Origin of the sequence: Tatumella ptyseos, from assembly GCF_030552895.1 — a bacterium.
Lineage (GTDB): Bacteria > Pseudomonadota > Gammaproteobacteria > Enterobacterales > Enterobacteriaceae > Rosenbergiella > Rosenbergiella ptyseos_A.
On record NZ_CP130649.1, the window covers coordinates 2,735,195 to 2,752,543 of the forward strand.

A 17,349-nucleotide genomic window follows, 5' to 3' on the forward strand; every position below is an offset into this window, starting at 1 on the left:
TACTTACCCTCCGTAATGCATTTCTACCCAGTTTTTATCAGCGCCGCTTTTAATATCGTTGATCCATTGATGATTATTCAAATACCACTGAACCGTTTTACGCAGACCCGTCTCAGAAGTTTCTTGTGGTGTCCAACCGAGCTCTAAGAAAATCTTGCTAGCGTCGATGGCATAGCGTAAATCGTGCCCTGGGCGGTCTTTGATATGAGTAATTAAGTTGGAATAACTTTCTTCAGCAGACTGTAATTCATCAAGTACTCTACAAATTGCTTCAACCACCACAATATTCTTCTTCTCGTTATGCCCGCCTAAATTATAGGTTTAGCCAGTTTTTACTTTAGTGGCAACGAGATAAAGCGCTCTAGCATGGTCCTCTACATATAACCAATCACGAATTTGTTGCCCATCCCCATAAACCGGTAACGCTTTTCCTGCTAAGGCATTGAGAATGACCAGTGGAATTAATTTTTCAGGGAAATGGTAGGGGCCATAGTTATTTGAGCAGTTCGTAATAACCACGGGCAGATGGTAAGTGCGATGCCAAGCTCGGACTAAGTGGTCGCTACACGCTTTTGAAGCAGAATAAGGGCTACTCGGTGCATAAGCTGTCTTTTCCGTAAAAAGATCCTCGCTCCCTGACAGGTCACCGAATACTTCATCGGTAGATACGTGATGAAAACGGAATTGAGATTGCTTGATCGCAGAAAGATTGTTGTAAAAATTTCGTGTCACCTCTAAAAGTGTGAAGGTACCGATGATATTGGTATGAATAAAATCTGTTGGTCCATCAATTGAACGATCTACATGACTTTCTGCTGCGAGATGTATAATTAGCTCGGGCTGGAAAGTGTTAATCTGTTCACTCACGGCGGCTTTATCGGTGATATCCGTTTTCGAAAAACTAAAACGTTGGTTGTCCTTAACAGTTGCCAAAGAGGCAAGATTACCAGCGTAAGTTAAGCTATCAAGGACGAGAACATGGTCACATGTGTTGTTAATGATATATCTCACTAATGCTGAGCCTATAAAGCCAGCACCGCCAGTCACTATGATTTTGATTAAAATTGACTCTTGAATTAAAACATCCCTATGTATATTTTTTGACAAAGCTACCGCACTTAGCCGTTATGACTAGATAACGGCTTTCCGAATTTTCGATAATCCAATACGTGTAGAATAATAAAATATAACTCCACTAAGCATTAGTGGATTGTTCCAACCTAGTAGGGTGAGGATATTTTTATAGCTCTACGGCACTGAATTAAAATTATTAATATTTGTAAACTATCTCGCTGGATGAAAATCTAATAAATATCATATAACTGTTCTTTTATTTTTATCCAATCAATTTTTTTTAACATTCAGCAACGGATATTCATTAAAAAACACCATCATTCATTTAGGAATGAGTTAGTTTAGAAAACTTATAATTTAATTATCACAACAACTTTATTGAACAATATTCAGTTAATAACTCGATTATCATCACTAAAATAAAGACATTTAATTCAATAACTTACCTTCAATAAAAGCAAGCTCCCTGACTGGTCGTTAAGAGAGATAATCATATGAGTCAACGAATTAAACACTCTATCAATAGAGCTCATCTACTTATTTTGATATTAATTTTATTAATTACTTATATTTTACTAATATATCTCTCAGCGATTAAATGTAATGATTATATAATACTTAGAGTGACTGGGATTCAGTCACCTGTAAGAACTGCAAAGGGTTCACGGAATCCCACCTCATTGGAAAACCATTCGCAAAGATTAAATAGAAATAAAATTTAACATTACCCCTAATCGTCTCTAAGATAACTTCCCTACTATAACGCTATCAAAATCAATATAACTAGAATCTACCTAATCCTCAAACTGTTACTATCCTATAGCATGATCTCTATCATAATGTTCTTAATAAACTAAAAAATCATTAACTCCTCTTATAGAAAAAGTCATGTTATTATTCGACTAAAGCGATACTATTTCCTCATACTATCACCTCAAGACCATGACATAAGTAAATATCCGATAAGAAATACCCAATGGGTGCTAAGAAAACCGTTATATATCGCCTTATGGCCTTAATTTTATTGTGAGTTCCAACGAAATAAAAATATTATAATTACACATGTATCATTAATTTATATTTATTATTAGTGAGTAACTGATTATTATCAAGAGATTAAGCACTGTTAAAGACTGCATAATATTAATAAGCTCGTTACCGCATATCACCATGGTATTTTAGCTTATTTAATACAATTGAAGAGGGAAGTAGTTATTACTAATTTTAGATAAGATAGTGATAATTATCTGAATTATCCATCTACAATCTAAAAAATACTGATTACGCCCATAGCATTTACTCATTAATCGATTAATTTTATAAATCTATTTAGGTCATCAATGATAAAGTGTTAGCCTGTGACTTGGTTGAAGAAATTGCTCCTTTACTTCATCTAGTATTGATTAAAGAGAATCATGATCTAATGAAAAATCAAAAGATATACTTATTTGTTCTTTTACTGCTGGTTCTAGTAGGAATTTACACAACAGGTTGGATTGGCCTTATCTTGCTCAACCTAGTCACTTTTGGACTATTCGGTTTAGATAAATGCGCAGCGATTAAGCACACTTTTCGTATCCCTGAAAAGTGGCTGCTACTCTATTGTTTACTGGGAGGATGGATAGGAGGTCTTTTTGCTCAACAACTCTTTCGTCACAAAACGTATAAACAGCCTTTCAAGAGTCTTTTTTTTCTCACCATCGCTCTGGACTGTTTAGCGGTAATACTCTATTTGTCCCGTGGCGCACTACTGCATTAGCCGTAAACCATCGCGAGAAGCCATTTACTTCTCGCGATTAGCTACTTCTAAGCCACAATCACTTCAAGAATCAACACCCCTGCTAACCCAACCACTGAAATAATGGTTTCCATCACTGTCCAGGTTTTCAAAGTTTCTACAACACTTAAGTTAAAGTAACCTTTAAACAGCCAAAAGCCGGGGTCATTAACATGCGATGCAATGACACTACCCGCACCGACTGCGAGGACCATTAATGCTGGGTCAGTATGGGTTACTGCAATAATCGGGGTAACAATCCCCGCCGTCGTAATCGCCGCAACGGTGGCAGATCCTAAGGCAATACGTAACATCGCTGCGACGGTCCAGCACATTAACAGTGGTGAAAGTGAGGAGTTGCGCATCATCTGCGCGATATACTCGCCCACCCCACTATCGACTAAGACTTGTTTAAATGCTCCCCCTCCGGCGATGATAAACACAATCATGGCGATAGCCGCAATTGACGAGCCGCACATTTCCATTACTTCGTCAATTTTCCGTCCGTTACGCAGGCCGAGTGTGACTACGGCAATAATCACCGAGATGAATAACGCCACGGCGGGATTACCAATAAACTCAAAAAATTGACGAATAGGATTTTCTTTAGCAACCGTCAATTCGAAGACGGCCGCTAAAGCCATTAATACCACCGGGATTACCGCAGCAAGAATACTGGTCCAGAAGCCTGGCATCTCAGCATCGGTGAATATCTTGGTATTATAAAGTCCCTCTGGTGGCGACTTTTCAAATTTCTTAAGAAATTTAGAGAAAATCGGCCCAGCAATAATGACGGTAGGCAGTGTCAGAATCATCCCATAAAGCAACGTTGTACCGAGGTTAGCGCCGAAAATCGTGGCTATCGCAGTTGGACCGGGATGCGGGGGGAGAAAACAGTGGGTAACAGATAATGCGGCAACCATGGGAACGCCAACATACAAAAGGGGAATACCTGCTGCCACGACAACGGTATAAACCAGCGGCAATAGTAATACAAAACCTATCTCATAAAACATGGCTAGACCGACGATAAGCCCTGTCACCATCATCGCCCATTGTACGCGTTGCTTACCAAAGGCATCAATTAAGGTCATGGCAACGCGTTGTGCCGCGCCGGTGTCGGATACTAGTTTTCCCAGCATGGCACCAAAACCTAAAATCATCGCTAATCCACCTAGCGTACTCCCCACTCCTTTCTGAATTGAGGCAATCACTTGGAGTGGCGTCATTCCTTCAGCGATACCTACGACGGCGGAAACAAAGATTAATGCAAGAAAACCATTCACTTTAAAGACGATCATTAAGACGAGTAACAGTACAACACCCAGAGCAATGATGGTAATAGGCATATAACCTACCTTATTAAATTATTATTTTGGTGGAGTGCGGGGATATGATGGCTTTCAATAGCCTTTATCGCCCAACATAATAGTAAGCTTAAAAAACCAATTGAACCTTCGATGCTTGTTGTTTATCCCCAGCAAACTGCAGGGCTTCGTCGACCTCCCTATAGCTATATTCACCGCTAAACAGTGGTAAAGGATTAATTTTCCCACTTGCCAGCCATTCCACAGCGGAAGTGAATTCCTCAGTGAAACGAAAAGTTCCAACAATTCGTAATTCTTTGGCGATAACTGTCATCATCGGAAATTGTGGAATATCACCGCCCATACCGACTTGGACGATACACCCTCTTGCGCGAGTCACATCGATGCAACGTGTTAACGCACTGGGGTGGCCAGAAGCCTCAAAACTGACGTCAAAGACTCCCTTGTCAGCACGATAAGCTGTCATCTCATCGTCAGCCGATAGGGTCACTGATGCCCCCAATGTATCGGCTAATGCCAGCGCACGAGCACTTATATCGCTACAGACAATCTCTTTAGCACCGCTCGCCTTCGCCGCCGCAACCAACAAGCAGCCAATCGGTCCAACTCCGGAAACAAAAACACGTTTATCTGCTACGCCACCGGCCTGGTTCAATGCATGGAGGCACACTGCTAGAGGCTCAGCGAACACCATGACTCGATCGTCCAGCGACGCCTCGAAGGGGATACACTGTGCGCTATCGACAATTTTGTATTGCGTAAAGCCACCGTCAACATGCGGAGTCATCATTGCACTCCCAAAAAAACGCATGGCTAAGCACTGATTCGTGTCACCTGCTAAACAATACTTACATGCTCCACAGGCCTTAGACGGGTTGATCGCGACTTTTTGTCCTGGCTTGAGCTGTGAGTTATCCGATTTCTCTACCGTACCGATCACTTCATGACCAAGGATCATTGGCATCTTAATAGCAAAGTTACCGACCTTCCCGTGTTGATAATAGTGCAGGTCTGAGCCACAAATTCCGCCCCGGGAAATTTTTACTAAGGTTCCTTCTCCATGATAAGTCACGATGTGATTAGTGACTTCGACTTCATGTTTACCTTTCACTACGCAAGAGTGAGTAGATAACGTCATGCTTGCCACCTTGATGGAATGAATAAAGGGGACATCAAATAGGGAAATTCCATTTTAATCTGTCGATTAGCGCACTAAACCGGAATATCGATGATGAGGATTTTTCACACTGTGACTGAGTCAGAATTTTACGACCCGATAAAATCTTACTACTTAGCTCTTAAAAACGAATTAATTTAATTGAATGGTTAATCAAAAAAAATCATAATCGCCAAAGGTGAAATTTATGTTTATTTTTTGTTTAAAAATTAATTCAGGGAAATATATGGCGCAACTCAACTATCATGTGAAATCGGCCTCTAAGGTAAGCGTAAATCTCCCTGTATTCTTATCTTCGTCCTTATTGATCTTGCTGATGGGGGTGATCACCGTCCTCTATCCAGCCGCCAGTCAACTCTGGTTAATCCAAGCGCAATCCTGGGTTACTGCGGTTTTTGGGTGGTATTACATGTTACTGATGGTGCTATCGATGGGGTTTGTCTTTTGGCTAGCCTGCTCGCGTCATGGCTCCCAATTACTGGGGCCTGAAAACGAAGCTCCAGAATTTAGCTATATCTCTTGGGTTGCGATGCTATTTTCTGCAGGCATAGGTATTGCCTTAGTCTATTACGGCGCCTATGAACCTTTAGCTCACTTTTTACAACCACCTGAAGGACGAGGCGGTACCGTGCGTGCGGCGCGAGAAGCTATGGCGATTACGTTTCTTCATTGGGGGCTACATGGCTGGGCACTATATGCCCTCATTGCAACCGCTCTGGCTTGGTTTGCTTATCGAAGGGACCAGCCCTTAGCCCTGCGTTCAGCGCTCTACGGTCTCTTTCGTCATAAGATCCACGGCTGGATCGGCCATACTGTCGACACCTGTGGAATTTTAGTCACTGTGGTCTCGATGGTGACAAACTTAGGTATTGGCGCGTTACTCGTTAAAGCTGGATTACATTATCTCTTCAATTTACCGCAAACTCCGCAGTTACTTTTCACCCTCATTATCATCATGATGGTGGTGGCAACAGTGGCTACTGTCATTGGTATAGAGAAAGGTATCGCGCTCCTCTCTAACCTCAACGTTGGTTTTCTCTGCTTATTACTCCTCTTTCTTTTTATTACTGGTCCTACCCTTACCATGCTAAATGGGTTACTGCAAAATACCGGGGATTATCTGTCGAGCGTGGTGACAAAAAGCTTTGAGGTTTATCTTTATAGTAAGGCAGAGAAATGGCAGGGAGCGTGGACGCTATTTTACTGGGCATGGTGGGTCGCTTGGGCACCATTCGTTGGGCTATTTATTGCTCGCATCTCCCGTGGCAGAACCATTCGTCAATTAATTTTAGGGGTGATGCTCATACCGCTCGGTTTTACCTTAGCCTGGCTATCTCTTTTCGGTAATACTGCTATTTCACTCGTGCTCGAGCAAGGGCATGCGATCCTAGGACAAGTTGCGTTAGCGGATCCCCCGATGGCGGTCTATAAACTACTAGAGTACCTACCTTGGCCGACTGTGACTGCGGTGTTCACTGTCATCATCAGCTTTGTATTATTCCTCACTCCTGTCGATTCTGGCACATTGATGATTGCCAATCTAGCCAGTAAAGGAGGTACCTCTGAGGATGATGCACCTATCTGGCTTCGTCTGTTCTGGGCATTAGTCACCACAGTACTGTGCGCAGGGCTGCTTTATGCCGGCAGCTTTAGTGCCATGCAAACGGCTGTAGTCATAGCTGGCCTTCCCTTTTCCGTGGTGATTTTACTTTACATAATGAGTCTGTATCGTGATCTTCATCGTGACTAATTTCATCTCCCCCCTCAATCATAAGGAGTGAGGGGCACTATTTATTTGAGTAACCATTTAGATAAAGGCTGTCCCATGATCACCAAAACGCCCAGAAAAATGATTAAGGCACCTAGATAATCATCCCGTCCTAGGCTGACACCTTCAACCCAGCGTAACCAAGCAAGTGCCACCAAGATATATACCCCACCGTACGCCGCATAGGTGCGACCCGCTGCCGCGGGATGCAGTGTTAACAATCCACAAAAGATGAGTAAAGAGCATGCTGCTGGAATAAGGAGGAGTGGTGATTTACCCTGTTTGGCGACCAACCATGGCAAGTAACAGCCGATGATCTCCGCAATCGCTGTGATCACAAACAGAAAGAAATAGTAAACATAAAGCAAGAGGCGTTCCCTCAACAGTATTCAATCATGAGGGAACGTATCTGACTTGGCCGGGAGAAACAAGCCAATATTTTAAATTTAGCCTGGTTCAACAGCTGACCGCTGGCTTTAGCTTAGAACATGGTATTAGTGTTAGCAGCCGTTTTGGGAATCTCTTGAACAACGTCCCAATGCTCAACGATTTTACCGTCACGTACCCGGAAAATATCCACGATAGCCTGCCCACGATCTTTAGCACTTTCCGTCGAATGGATATGTAACCAGACTAAATCGCCATCCACCGCACTACGAATAATCTTCGCACGTGATTGAGGGTGTTGCTTAAAATAATCAGTAAAGTAGCTGACAAAAGGTTTCTTGCCATCGGGCACCTGGGGATTGTGCTGACGATAGTCTTCAGCAACCACCTTCGCAGCCTCATCAACATTGTGTTGGTTAAAAAACTGGTTATAAAAGTCTACTACCAGCTGGCGATTCGCCTCTGACGAGGGTGACGTAGCCTGTGGGGCCGTCGCCGCCATTGAGGCCGAACTCACCAGTAATCCTGCGGTAAGGAGTAACGTTTTAACGCTATGCATGGAGAGGCTCCTCGATCAATAACCGACAGTAAAACGTTGGCGCGGGTGAGCGGGTTTTTCGATTTCGTCGACCAGTGCTATCGCATAATCTTCATACGAGATCCGGCTACCTTGTTCATTACTTAATAAGGTGTCGTGGCCCAAACGGAAATTCCCCGTTCTCTCACCCGCCTCAAACAGGGCCGAAGGGGAGATAAAGGTCCAATCCAATGATTTTTCTTCCCGTAAACGATTCAGAAAATCGAGGCCCGCACGGGCTTCAGGAAGATAGGCCTCAGGAAAATTAGGTTGATTGATCAGTAATTGCCCTGGAGCCACTTCTAGACTCCCTGCGCCACCGACGACTAAGTAACGTGCAACACCTGAATCTTTCACGGCCTCAATTAAAGTTGCAGGAGCCACTTGCGCAAACTTTACTGCACTGACCACAACATCATGACCCGCTAAGGTGTCAACGAAAGCTTGGGTATCATTGATATCCCCTTTCACTACCGAAACATTGGGTAAGTTTGGAATGGACGCCGTTTGACGAGCTATCGCCGTTACCTTATGGCCGCGCTGCGATAATTCTTTCACAATACGTGAACCGACCTGACCCGACGCACCAACAACTGCTACAGAAACCATGATAACCTCCTTGATAGAATAAAGACCTGGTCTTAATTGTAGACCAGATAAATTGATGCTACTGTGTCGCTGAAATCTTTGCAAGAGGTTGGCCTCATGACCCTAAGTCAGGGTAAAATGACTGCCTTATCAGAAGGAAAGTGGTGCTATGGCAAATAAATATGCAGAATTTGGTCATCCTTGCCCGATACGCGATGTATTAGATCGTATTGGTGACCAATGGAGTTTATTGATCTTGGAATCCTTGGCGAACGAAACTTATCGTTTTAATGCGCTACATCGCGAGATTGGCGATATTTCTCGCCAAATGCTGACAGTGACCTTAAAAAGATTAGAGTTTGACGGTTACATTTCCCGCACCGTTTATGCAGAGGTGCCGACACGCGTTGAGTATCGGCTCACAACGTTAGGTGAATCTTTCCTTCAGCCTTTACGACAACTGGTGGAGTGGGCAGATACCCATCACGAAGCGATTTGTTACGCCCGTAAAACAAATAAAGACAGCTCACTCACGGGTGATGAGTAGTTTTCGCTGGTTTTCGATTAACTTGCCCAGCTTTTGTCGCTGCTGTCCTGTCTGGTCGAAATTCTCTGCTGCCAGCCACTGCTGGTAAGCCACCTGTAAGGCGGGAAAATCGCTATCGATAATAGAATACCAAGTAGTATCACGGTTATGGCCCCGTGCCACCATGGCTTGTCGAAAAAGCCCTTCGTAAGTAAAGCCTAACCGTAATGCTGCAGCGCGCGACGGATGGTTATGCGCATTACATTTCCACTCTACTCGACGATAACCCAGTTCCCTCAAGGTGTAGTGTAACAATAGACTGATAGCCTCTGTCGCTAATCGCGTACGTTTAAGTTGCGGCGAATAAGTCACGCTACCAATTTCAATGACACCTTGCTGAGGATCACTACGCATCAGTGCAATACTGCCTACTGCTAGTTGCGTACTTAAATCGATAATCGCATAATGCAAAGGGTCATTGAGTGTTTCTAATCGCGACAAGTAGATCTGATACTCCGCTAGCTCATGAAAAGGCCCAGAGAGTAAGTAGGTCCAATCACGCTCATCTTCCGCTTGTGAAAATGCATCGAACAATGCTTGACTGTGTGCCGCCATGCTAATCGGCTCAAGCCGACAATACTGACCATTAATCATGGTCTTAGTTGGGCATTGTGCCCCCTGCCAGTTTATAACCGGTTCGCCAATAGGTTGCTGGAATTCGTTAACTCGCGTCATGCTAGCCCTTATCATTAATGAATGTGATGATAAATAAGCTCATCATTAACACATTAGACTTACTTAGTAACCCTCCTATCAATAGTTTTAGGCCATATTTTCTCATTCATCCAAGGAGTTAACTAATCCATTATTGATAGCACAATAAAAGTTACCGATGTACCCTAATCATTCTCAGAGAGAGTTAATATTAGGCTACTTGACGGTTCGACGGCTTTGTAGCCGGACGTCGTTCAGTTTATAAAGACCGAAGCCATTTTCTTGCAGAATCTGCTAGGCGTGTGCTCGCTAACCATCTAATAAAAACTAATAACCACCGCGATACTCAATAGTCGGCAAGATATATCCTGAGGCTTAGCCAACATGACGTTTTATCATAGTACTTTTACAGGCAAAGATATTACGACAAACCTAGCCGTCAGACCGCCCATGACTGGCGACACCTATATGAAACCTTCTCATAGACTTGAAAATAGATTATTGAATTATAAATCAATAATTTACCTTGAAACCCCCTCCCCATTACTGACTTATTCCTCAGTGAACCGACTACAACATGAAGATGACTCATACAGAAGTGAAATTAAGTCACTTCCCCTGCCGCGCTGACTCTGGCATAAATAAGTCATTGGCGGCAGACAGTATGTTTCACTGAACTCGACGCGTTTCGAAAAAAATTATAGTCAGCGTGCGGATCAGGCATCACAACAGAATTAGGATACCAATAATAATGAATAACGCATTTTCCTTTAGTATCAGTAGCCTTCGCTTAGATGAGCATTACAATCCTTCAGAAAGTACACGTATCACTACTAACTTTGCTAACCTTGCGCGTGGCGAAAAACGTCAGCAAAATCTGCGCAATGCATTAACGATGATTAATAACCGTTTTAATTCTTTGGTCACTTGGGATAATCCAAATTCTGACCGTTATACGGTTGAGCTAGAGATTGTTTCAGTTGGCATGACTATTAATGCGAGTAGCCAAGATAGTTTCCCAGTGATCGAAGTTTTAAAAACTACCGTGGTGGATACCGAAACTGGACAGCGCATTGAAGGCATTGTGGGGAATAACTTCTCTTCTTATGTTCGCGACTACGATTTCAGTGTCGTACTCCCCGAATTTAACCAAGGTAAAACCCAGTTTTCCATTCCTGAAAACTATGGTGTATTACACGGTAATATTTTCAAGGCGTTTGTTAACTCTGAAACCTATTCGCAGCATTTCAGCAAACAACCGGTTATTTGTTTAAGTGTCTCCAGCAAAAACGTTTATAAGCGTACCGGTCACATTCACCCTGTTCTAGGGATTGAGTACCAACAAGATAACCCATCATTAACCGATGATTACTTCGGCAAGATGGGTCTAAGGGTACGCTACTTCATGCCGGCTAACAGCGTTGCACCCTTGGCCTTCTATTTCCACGGTGATTTACTGAGCGATTACAGTAACTTTGAACTTATCAGTACTATAAGTACTATGGAAACGTTCCAAAAAATTTATCGCCCTGAAATATATAACGCGAATTCTCCAGCGGGCTTATATTACCGCCCAGCATTGAATCATCAAGATCACTCACTAACGGTGATTGAGTATGACCGTGAAGAGCGTACCCGTTTAGCGACTGAACAGGGTAAATTTACCGAAGAACACTTTATTAAGCCAAATCAAACACAACTTGAACAATGGTCAGCTCAGCAAGCTTTCTAATAAATTGAAACGATAAGGTCACCTGTTATGAAAATTTTATTACCAACCTCCACAGCGGGCAGCTTACCAAAACCTTCTTGGATTGCTGAGCCAGAAAAATTATGGTCTCCGTGGAAGTTAGAAGGCCAAGAGCTAATCGATGGTAAAAATGATGCGTTACGCCTTTGCTTAGATGACCAAGTACGTGCGGGAATCGACATTGTCAGTGATGGTGAGCAAACCCGCCAACATTTCGTCACGACCTTTATTGAACACTTAGATGGCGTCGATTTTGAAAAACGCGAAATCGTCAAAATCCGTAATCGCTATGAAGCGAGCGTCCCATCCGTCGTCGGCCCGGTTTCTCGTCCTAAATCAGTCTTTGTTGAAGACGCGAAGCGCTTACGTCAGCTGACTGATAAACCGATTAAATGGGCACTTCCTGGCCCAATGACCATGATCGATACGCTTTATGATGGACATTACAAGAGCCGCGAAAAACTAGCCTGGGAATTCGCGAAGATTCTGAATCAAGAAGCGAAAGAACTTGAAGCCGCAGGCATTGATATCATCCAGTTCGACGAACCCGCATTTAACGTGTTCTTCGATGAAGTTAACGAGTGGGGCATCGCCGCGTTGGAGAAAGCGATCGAAGGCTTACAATGCGAGACAGCGGTGCATATTTGCTATGGCTACGGAATCAAGGCCAATACCGATTGGAAAAAGACCCTCGGCGAGGAGTGGCGTCAATACGAAGAGATTTTTCCAAAGTTACAAAAATCCAATATCGATATCGTCTCTCTGGAATGTCAAAACTCCCGCGTACCGATGGACTTAATCGAATTGATACGCGGTAAGAAAGTGATGGTCGGTGCCATTGATGTCGCCACCAATACGATCGAAACCCCAGAAGAAGTGGCCGAGACACTGCGCAAAGCCCTGCAATTTGTGGACGCTGATAAGCTTTATCCAAGCACTAACTGTGGAATGACGCCGCTTTCCCGTGATGTCGCTAATGCAAAATTACGCGCATTAAGTGCCGGTGCCGCGATTGTACGTAATGAATTATTGAATAAATAAGTTACCTATTTATTGCCCAGTAGAGTTAGCTATCATGGCTGATATTTACTGGGCGATATTTCTCCCATAGTCCTCCTCCCTTCCCTGAGCTTTATATCAAAAAAATTTATCTTATCGGTAATCGTCCTATCAATAAATTTTTCACGGTTCTCTATAGTGGTAGAAAAACTAGGAGGGTTTTTGATGAGGCAATTCTCTTTTTTTCAGCCAGCAATGTTGCCCGTTGAAGGAGCAGGATATTTGCACGGTGGATATTCAGTTACCATCAACATTGAAGAAAAAAATGTAGATACTGGGAAGAATATATATTTGTCAGCAGTAGGTAAAAATATTTCCAATATTACTATCGGTTCAGGAAACATCTCATTCTGGTGCAAGGTATTTTTGGATAGTGATAAAAAGCCCCTTCCACTTAGCAATAAGCATAAAAACATGATGTATCTAAATAAAATGGAACATTACATTGGTGATATTAATTTTTTCTTGGAAAAGAAAGGGCTTACTACACCAATCATTACATTAGAAGCTGGTTATATCTATAGTTCATATATAGGAAGCGCTTTACCCATACCAAATAGCATGAAAAGAAAGATAATACTAACACCGTTCAAATAATGAGGTTTTATCGTTGAAAAAACATGCTTGCCTAACTATTATAATTTTTTCTTTTTCCTTGGCTCTCTATTTTCATAGCGAGTATCACGATAAAAAAACTATCTTCTATGCGAATGGGTTACTAGATCGTTATATAAAAGATCCCGCGAGCGAAAGGTTTTATGTCTTAACAGAATTAAAATCATTAACGAATAAAAACCCTAGAAACTTTAAGGTTCGTTCTATTTACCTTAATATTCTCCTACTTGAAAAACATTACACACAGGGCCTAGAACAAATAAAAATAATAAATAAAACTAGCCACACAGCATTGTTCAAGCTCAACGAATGTCTATTAATCGAGAGAGTGGGTAAAGATCCGAGGAGTTGCTATCAGCAGGCTGTTAAGCTGTTTAGAGCAAAGCGTAACCATGATACTAACTATATCTTAGCCCTGAAATTTGCCCAAGATCCCAATTTCCGCAGTGAAAGGTACCGCCTAGTTAACGCAGGTAAAATAACTAAAGAAGCTGAAAATATCATCGACATGGATAAACAGACTTTCTTAGCAATTTTTTATCCTTAATTAAAATTGGATTTACTCAACTAAATTTGGTGAGTTTAAACTTTATCAAAAAATTATAATCAATAAATTAAGATTAATACTTATAAATAATTAAATTTATAAAATAATCAACTATACAGTTTTGTACTTGAGCGATATAACAGCATGATATTAACCAAGACGACAAGGATAGCGTTATGGCATGGTTATATCGCGTCAACACTAAGCAGTTTTTTCTTAATGGACATTATCGGTTTTCAGCGAAATACTCAGGCCGCCCCGGCTATCAAGATAATAGTGACCACCAGTGTGTTAAATCAAAAGGCCCCATTCCTAAAGGTACTTATACCATTGGTAGGCCTTTCCATCACCCCAAAACAGGTCGTTGGACATTAAGACTGACGCCTTCGCCCTCCAATCAGATGTGTGGTCGAAGCGGTTTTATGATTCAAGGTGACAGTGGAAAACACCCTGGCGAAGCTTCTGAGGGGTGTATTATTTTGGATTTTTCTTTTAGAGAGATAATAACCAGAAGCGGTATTACATTACTTGAGGTTGAATAATGAGAATATTTATTATTATTTCAATTATTTTATCAACTCAGTCTTTCGCTAGTAATAATTTAGGCTGTGCTAAAGTCGGAGCCTCGATGTATATAGATTTAACTGACGCCATCGTTGAGGATCTAAAAATCCCTAGAAATCAGATCAGTCGGAACAATGTTAGTGTGGAAATTATTTCTTTATCACCTATTTCCAAGGTCTATGCTGAGCAACTGGCTGAGATGGAATTTAAACACCAAACCACAAACTTTCTTAGAAAAAATGATTACGCCAGAATTTTTTATGACGACGATGTGAAGATAATTGTAGCGAAATACACCTACCGCAATGCAAAGAATCAAAAGAATGTTTTTATAGCGTCTAGCCTAAAAAATAAATATGAGTGCTCAATTCGATTTAATGGGTACTTGATTGTAGAGAGGGAATTTTGATTTGAGGAGTTATTTAAATAAATACTATCGTTAGTATTACTCAGAAAACTATCCTATGCGTCGCTTACTGCCGAAGAAAGGATCACTCACTGCTATTCATCAACGACTATTTCTTCTGCTATCAATAACTGCCTTTATGATAATAAAATAAGAAAATAATTTTATTTAACATTAAAACTGGCGGAGTTCTGTCAGTGTTGATTGTTTGATGGAAGCCTATGGTTACGAAAAAGAAAGCTATGCTTTTTCCTCGAAAAATTATAGTTACCTGATCGATCGTTATGCACAGTGAATTGACTATTATCTCAACTTCAAATTTATGTAGTATCGATTGTCGCTAAAATTAACTCAATTAAAAAGCCAGCGTCCAGCTTTCGCTGATTCCACCAACATCCGAAGCGTTAGAGGCTTAGGTGGAACATCAGGGACCTTTTGAGATAAAGGTCTTAAAAAGTAAATATGAATATAAGATAGCACTACTATTTTGGTAGTCCTGTACTGACAAATTCTCTTTAGATTGTGCAAACGTTCTGATTTCAACTAATGCATCCATTTGGATAGATTCACCAAGGTTGTCGTATTTTTGTTCTAGCCAAGCGGTTGTTCTAACTCAGGCAATTCAACGCGTCAATTTGTGTGAGATAAATACTTGGAATTTTTAGAAAGGTATAAAACGAAAGATAGGAAATGACCAAACTCCAGACACAAAAAAAGCCGCTTTTAAGCGGCTTAATTTCATCTTACTTGGTGCCGAAGGCCGGACTTGAACCGGCACACCCAAAGGGCGGTTGATTTTGAATCAACTGCGTCTACCGATTTCGCCACTTCGGCACTGAAGGGGATGTGTAAACGTGGCCGATTATACCTGCCTGACCGGTACGCGCAAGTGGATTAACACCGACTCATGTTCGATTGCTGAAAAAAACGACGAATCTTCCTCTCTCCTACGTTGATGGGCGGCTAGTTAGACAGATAATTCCGATAGGACTAGGCTTAGGTTAGAAATTCTGAACTTAATTTGCTGCAAGATCCCTAACAAGTATTGGACTTCCTATCTACTGCAATGAGGCAACATTTATGCGTTCTCCATCGAAAACTCTTCTCGCACTGGGCTTTGCAGCCGCAGCTTTCACCTCTTTCGCCCACGCGGCAAGCTGGCAGGACAAGCTGAGTAGCACCGCATCTGATTTAATGAATAATTCAGGGAACAGCCAAACGAGCACATCCGGGACTGCAGCAAACGGTGGCCTGTCGCTTGGCTCAATCACTCAGTTGCTAGGCGGTGGGAATAGCGCGGTCAGTGCTAACAGCATGTCCAACGTGACTGGGATTCTGCAATATTGTGCGAAAAACAATATTGTTGATAACAACGTTAGCTCAGTGGCGGATCAGTTAAAAAGTAAATTAGGGTTAACAGACACTGCCAGTCAATCCACCCAGTCGACGCAATCTACAAGTACCCAACAAGAAAATGGTTACCTGCAAGGGCTGCAAGGTCTTCTGACGACAGGGAATAACCAAAAAATCGATCTGAAATCATTGAGTGATACTCAGATGGGTAAAAAACTAAAAACTAAAGCCTGTAACGTTGTGCTAGACCAAGGTAAAAAATACCTCGGAATGTAGGCACTCGGTGGCGAGCGCTCGCTCGCCACGCTAAACCGCCGTTTTGTGCCTAATCCTATTCCCCTCTTATTGTAACTTCCTTCCTTGCGCTCTAGGCTTATTCAATCTGTTCTCTTGTTAAGGATTGACTATGATGACACTGCTTAACGCGATTGGCTGGGGTCTTCTGATCCTATTGCCCCTCGCTAACCCATTAACTGCGGTAGCGATGTTCCTCAGCCTCGCCGATGACATGAATTTCCAACAACGTAATCGTCAGGCCTTACAGTCTGCCATTTACGTTTTCCTGATTATGCTGATCACTTGGTTTGCCGGAAGTGCGGTGTTGAATACCTTCGGGATCTCGATTCCTGGATTACGCATTGCGGGCGGGATGATTGTGGCTTTTATCGGTTTTCGTATGTTGTTTCCCGTACAGCAGGTGCATGAAGCCCCTGAGGTCCAGCATAAACAAGACGAGTTGGATGCCACCCCGCATAGCCCGCAGACCGTTAACATCGCCTTTGTGCCGATCGCCATGCCAGGAACTGCCGGCCCCGGAACCATTGCGGTTATTATCAGTACTGCGGCGTCGGTAAAATCGGGGATCGATTACCCTGCTTGGATCCTGATGGTGGCGCCCGTTATCTGTTTCGTACTGGTGGCTATCATGCTCTGGCTAGCGCTGCGCTGTTCCGGTTCGATAATGCGACTTATCGGTAAAGGTGGGATTGAAGCACTCTCCCGCTTAATGGGATTTTTATTAGTCTGTATGGGGATTCAATTTGTGATCAACGGCATCGTCGACGTTGCCACTCATTTACATTGATAAGTCTGGATTACAGATCCGACCGATTGACACCTCGCAGGGGATCATTGCATTC

General features: G+C 42.5%; 18 protein-coding genes, 1 tRNA gene and 1 pseudogene. 11 read left to right on the forward strand and 9 right to left on the reverse strand.

The genetic code is table 11. The features are described from left to right. Positions 1 to 3 precede the first annotated feature (3 nt). Positions 4 to 1,059, reverse strand: a pseudogene (gene rfbB, locus QJR74_RS12940) (dTDP-glucose 4,6-dehydratase). 1,438 nt (positions 1,060 to 2,497) lie between these two features. Here rfbB and QJR74_RS12945 point away from each other — a divergent pair. Beyond that, a complete protein-coding gene (locus QJR74_RS12945) occupies positions 2,498 to 2,833 on the forward strand; it encodes a DUF1294 domain-containing protein (protein WP_304372224.1) in 336 nt (111 codons plus the stop codon). 47 nt (positions 2,834 to 2,880) lie between these two features. Here QJR74_RS12945 and QJR74_RS12950 read toward each other — a convergent pair whose 3' ends face one another. Both QJR74_RS12950 and idnD read right to left on the reverse strand, forming a co-directional pair. After that, positions 2,881 to 4,200: a gluconate:H+ symporter gene (locus QJR74_RS12950; protein WP_304372225.1), complete on the reverse strand. Its 1,320-nt coding sequence runs from the start codon at positions 4,198 to 4,200 to the stop codon at positions 2,881 to 2,883. Positions 4,201 to 4,288: 88 nt separating this feature from the next. Next, on the reverse strand, positions 4,289 to 5,317 hold the full coding sequence (idnD, locus tag QJR74_RS12955; RefSeq protein ID WP_304372226.1) for an L-idonate 5-dehydrogenase: 1,029 nt from the start codon (positions 5,315 to 5,317) through the stop codon (positions 4,289 to 4,291). Between the two features lie 265 nt (positions 5,318 to 5,582). Between idnD and QJR74_RS12960 the strand changes: the two genes are divergently transcribed. Continuing rightward, complete coding sequence (locus QJR74_RS12960) at positions 5,583 to 7,106, forward strand: BCCT family transporter (protein WP_304374047.1); 1,524 nt, start codon at positions 5,583 to 5,585, stop codon at positions 7,104 to 7,106. 41 nt (positions 7,107 to 7,147) lie between these two features. On the opposite strand, the gene QJR74_RS12965 is transcribed toward QJR74_RS12960, so the two are convergent. From QJR74_RS12965 to QJR74_RS12975, 3 genes are all read right to left on the reverse strand, one after another. Then, on the reverse strand, positions 7,148 to 7,492 hold the full coding sequence (locus QJR74_RS12965) for a YnfA family protein (RefSeq protein ID WP_304372227.1): 345 nt from the start codon (positions 7,490 to 7,492) through the stop codon (positions 7,148 to 7,150). A 113-nt stretch (positions 7,493 to 7,605) separates the two neighbouring features. Continuing rightward, a complete protein-coding gene (locus tag QJR74_RS12970) occupies positions 7,606 to 8,070 on the reverse strand; it encodes a nuclear transport factor 2 family protein (protein ID WP_304372228.1) in 465 nt (154 codons plus the stop codon). A gap of 15 nt (positions 8,071 to 8,085) precedes the next feature. Continuing rightward, complete coding sequence (locus QJR74_RS12975) at positions 8,086 to 8,697, reverse strand: NAD(P)-dependent oxidoreductase (protein WP_304372229.1); 612 nt, start codon at positions 8,695 to 8,697, stop codon at positions 8,086 to 8,088. A 148-nt stretch (positions 8,698 to 8,845) separates the two neighbouring features. Between QJR74_RS12975 and QJR74_RS12980 the strand changes: the two genes are divergently transcribed. Continuing rightward, positions 8,846 to 9,223, forward strand: coding sequence for a winged helix-turn-helix transcriptional regulator (locus QJR74_RS12980; protein WP_304372230.1), 378 nt, complete (start codon positions 8,846 to 8,848; stop codon positions 9,221 to 9,223). Here QJR74_RS12980 and QJR74_RS12985 read toward each other — a convergent pair. Beyond that, positions 9,203 to 9,937, reverse strand: a complete 735-nt coding sequence (locus QJR74_RS12985) for a GNAT family N-acetyltransferase (protein WP_304372231.1) — start codon at positions 9,935 to 9,937, stop codon at positions 9,203 to 9,205. The genes QJR74_RS12980 and QJR74_RS12985 overlap by 21 nt on opposite strands. A 730-nt stretch (positions 9,938 to 10,667) precedes the next feature. Here QJR74_RS12985 and QJR74_RS12990 point away from each other — a divergent pair. The 6 genes from QJR74_RS12990 to QJR74_RS13015 all read left to right on the forward strand — a co-directional run bounded on the left by QJR74_RS12990 (position 10,668) and on the right by QJR74_RS13015 (position 14,860). Next, the gene (locus tag QJR74_RS12990; protein ID WP_304372232.1) at positions 10,668 to 11,648 is read left to right on the forward strand and encodes a DUF1852 domain-containing protein; all 981 of its coding nucleotides are present in this window, start codon (positions 10,668 to 10,670) and stop codon (positions 11,646 to 11,648) included. Positions 11,649 to 11,675: 27 nt separating this feature from the next. Then, positions 11,676 to 12,707: a methionine synthase gene (locus QJR74_RS12995; protein ID WP_048913674.1), complete on the forward strand. Its 1,032-nt coding sequence runs from the start codon at positions 11,676 to 11,678 to the stop codon at positions 12,705 to 12,707. Between the two features lie 183 nt (positions 12,708 to 12,890). Beyond that, positions 12,891 to 13,322: a hypothetical protein gene (locus tag QJR74_RS13000; RefSeq protein WP_304372233.1), complete on the forward strand. Its 432-nt coding sequence runs from the start codon at positions 12,891 to 12,893 to the stop codon at positions 13,320 to 13,322. A 13-nt stretch (positions 13,323 to 13,335) separates the two neighbouring features. Beyond that, the gene (locus tag QJR74_RS13005) at positions 13,336 to 13,887 is read left to right on the forward strand and encodes a hypothetical protein (RefSeq protein ID WP_304372234.1); all 552 of its coding nucleotides are present in this window, start codon (positions 13,336 to 13,338) and stop codon (positions 13,885 to 13,887) included. 176 nt (positions 13,888 to 14,063) lie between these two features. Next, on the forward strand, positions 14,064 to 14,429 hold the full coding sequence (locus QJR74_RS13010) for a tlde1 domain-containing protein (protein WP_304372235.1): 366 nt from the start codon (positions 14,064 to 14,066) through the stop codon (positions 14,427 to 14,429). Further along, on the forward strand, positions 14,429 to 14,860 hold the full coding sequence (locus QJR74_RS13015; protein ID WP_304372236.1) for a Shiga toxin A subunit: 432 nt from the start codon (positions 14,429 to 14,431) through the stop codon (positions 14,858 to 14,860). Before QJR74_RS13010 ends, QJR74_RS13015 begins: the two co-directional genes overlap by 1 nt. Before the next feature lie 348 nt (positions 14,861 to 15,208). On the opposite strand, the gene QJR74_RS13020 is transcribed toward QJR74_RS13015, so the two are convergent. Together QJR74_RS13020 and QJR74_RS13025 are read right to left on the reverse strand one after the other, a co-directional pair. Beyond that, positions 15,209 to 15,337, reverse strand: coding sequence for a DUF1493 family protein (locus QJR74_RS13020; protein WP_304374048.1), 129 nt, complete (start codon positions 15,335 to 15,337; stop codon positions 15,209 to 15,211). Between the two features lie 268 nt (positions 15,338 to 15,605). Beyond that, positions 15,606 to 15,691: transfer RNA gene (locus QJR74_RS13025), tRNA-Leu, on the reverse strand. Positions 15,692 to 15,937: 246 nt separating this feature from the next. On the opposite strand from QJR74_RS13025, the gene QJR74_RS13030 reads away from it, so the two are divergent. Together QJR74_RS13030 and QJR74_RS13035 are read left to right on the forward strand one after the other, a co-directional pair. Next, positions 15,938 to 16,486: a DUF2501 domain-containing protein gene (locus QJR74_RS13030; protein WP_304372237.1), complete on the forward strand. Its 549-nt coding sequence runs from the start codon at positions 15,938 to 15,940 to the stop codon at positions 16,484 to 16,486. A gap of 130 nt (positions 16,487 to 16,616) precedes the next feature. Next, on the forward strand, positions 16,617 to 17,294 hold the full coding sequence (locus tag QJR74_RS13035; RefSeq protein WP_304372238.1) for a MarC family NAAT transporter: 678 nt from the start codon (positions 16,617 to 16,619) through the stop codon (positions 17,292 to 17,294). Positions 17,295 to 17,349 lie beyond the last annotated feature (55 nt).